The organism is Opacimonas viscosa (assembly GCF_024199005.1).
GTDB lineage: Bacteria > Pseudomonadota > Gammaproteobacteria > Enterobacterales > Alteromonadaceae > Opacimonas > Opacimonas viscosa.
On the sequence record NZ_JANATA010000044.1, the window covers coordinates 1 to 2,001 of the forward strand.

At 41.4% G+C, this 2,001-nt stretch carries 1 protein-coding gene and 1 tRNA gene; both read right to left on the minus strand.

Annotation, left to right across the window (positions count from 1 at the left end):
• Positions 1–81: 81 nt before the first annotated feature.
• A tRNA-Ala gene (locus NLF92_RS12600) sits at positions 82–157 on the minus strand.
• Between the two features lie 89 nt (positions 158–246).
• Positions 247–1,656, minus strand: coding sequence for a glutamate--tRNA ligase (gltX, locus tag NLF92_RS12605; RefSeq protein ID WP_254102531.1), 1,410 nt, complete (start codon positions 1,654–1,656; stop codon positions 247–249).
• Positions 1,657–2,001 lie beyond the last annotated feature (345 nt).

Here is a 2,001-nt window from a genome sequence, read left to right on the forward strand (position 1 = left end):
CGAAGGGGACAGAAACTTTTAGGTCTCTATCAGATACTATGTATCTAACCTAGGGTAATCAAAAGATTACAAACTGACATTTGGTGGAGCCAGGCGGGATCGAACCGCCGACCTCTTGCATGCCATGCAAGCGCTCTCCCAGCTGAGCTATGGCCCCGTTCAGTAGAACTGAATCCATATCGTGCATCAGTTCCGTGACAGCGATGCGAAGTTTATGGATCAGCCCCTACAAAGTCAAACCTTTTTTTAAGAATTCTCTCTGTTTGCTATAAATTCGAGCGCTTTGTCGATTCTTTGTCCGACTTGTGTTTGATCGAGTAAAACCAGAGTCACATCCAAGGCCGGAGAATTACCTGAACCAGTAGCAGCAACCCTTAATGGCATCCCTACTTTACCCATACCTACTTCTAAAGTTTCAGCGGTTTGGTTGATAGCTGTTTGAATATTTTCAGCAGTCCACTCGTTTAATGCCAATAAATTAGTTTTAACTAACTCCAAAGCTGGTCTAGCAACTGGGCGTAAATGTTTTTTAGCCGCCTTCTCATCAAAATCATCATATTCTTGGTAGAAATACATACTGATGTCAGCCATTTCTTTTAGCGTTTTTACCCTGTCAGCCTGAATAGCCACAATATCGGTTAATGCTGGACCATTATTAGTATTAACATCAGCTTGTGTAAAGTGCCATGCCAATGCATCTGCGACTTCCTCAGCAGGTAGCGATTTCATATAGTGCTGATTTAACCAAATTAGTTTTTCGGTATTAAATGCAGAAGCTGATTTACTGATATTATCTAGTGAAAAATGGGCAACCATTTCATCAACAGTAAATACTTCTTGGTCGCCATGAGACCAACCCAGACGAACCAAGTAATTCAACACGGCTTGAGGTAAATATCCTTCATCGCGATATTGCATGACACTGACAGCACCGTGGCGCTTTGACAATTTTTTACCGTCATCACCGAGGATCATAGAAACATGAGCATATTCTGGAATAGGAGCACCCAGAGCCTCTAAAATATTAATTTGGCGAGGGGTGTTATTTATATGGTCTTCACCACGCACAACATGAGTAATTCCCATATCCCAATCATCTACCACCACACAAAAATTGTAGGTTGGCGTACCATCGGTTCTTTGAATGATTAAATCATCTAATTCAGTATTACTAATTCGAATTTCGCCACGAACGTGATCGGTAATAACCACGTCACCATCCAGAGGGTTTTTAAAACGAATAACATATGGCGCATCTGCAGGATGGTCTGTACGGTCTCGCCATGTACCAGGATAACGAGGCTTCTCCCCTGCTTTTTCTTGTGCCTCACGGATAGCGTCTAATTCAGCTACGCTCATAAAGCATTTATAAGCTTTACCTTCATCTAATAATTGCTGAATGAGTTCTTTGTATCGAGTAAAACGATCTGTTTGGTAAATAGGACCGACATCATGATGCAAGCCTAACCATTCCATGCCTTCCAAAATCGCTTGTTTGGCTTCGTCAGTCGAACGTTCAATATCAGTATCTTCAATACGTAAAACAAACTGGCCACCATTGGCTTTGGCATATAACCACGAATACAGAGCAGTTCTAGCACCACCAACGTGTAAATAACCGGTTGGACTCGGAGCAAAACGAGTAACAATTGACATGATATGTTCCTAAGAATAAATAATTGGGCGCATTTTACCAGAACGCTTGCCCAATAAAAGTGTTAAAGCATTTATTTCACTGTACTGCTCTACTTGAAATCATGGTAATTAAAGCACCAAAGAATTTGTCATAAAGAACTTTAGATGCTTGTTATTGAAGTAAAGGTGAATAACCTTTGAGCACTTAAGCCATTTTTATCGTATTTAAGTGGATTTGCTGTTGACAGCAAACCGACAATCTCTATAATACGCCCTCACTTAGGCAGTGCTTAGGTGTAGACAACAAAGATGGACGCTTAGCTCAGTTGGGAGAGCATCGCCCTTACAAGGCGAGGGTCACTGGTT

Coding starts and splice junctions, on each gene's coding strand:
- gltX (WP_254102531.1), bottom strand. CDS start 1,656: ATGTCAATTGTTACTCGTTTTGCTCCGAGTCCAACCGGTTATTTACAC.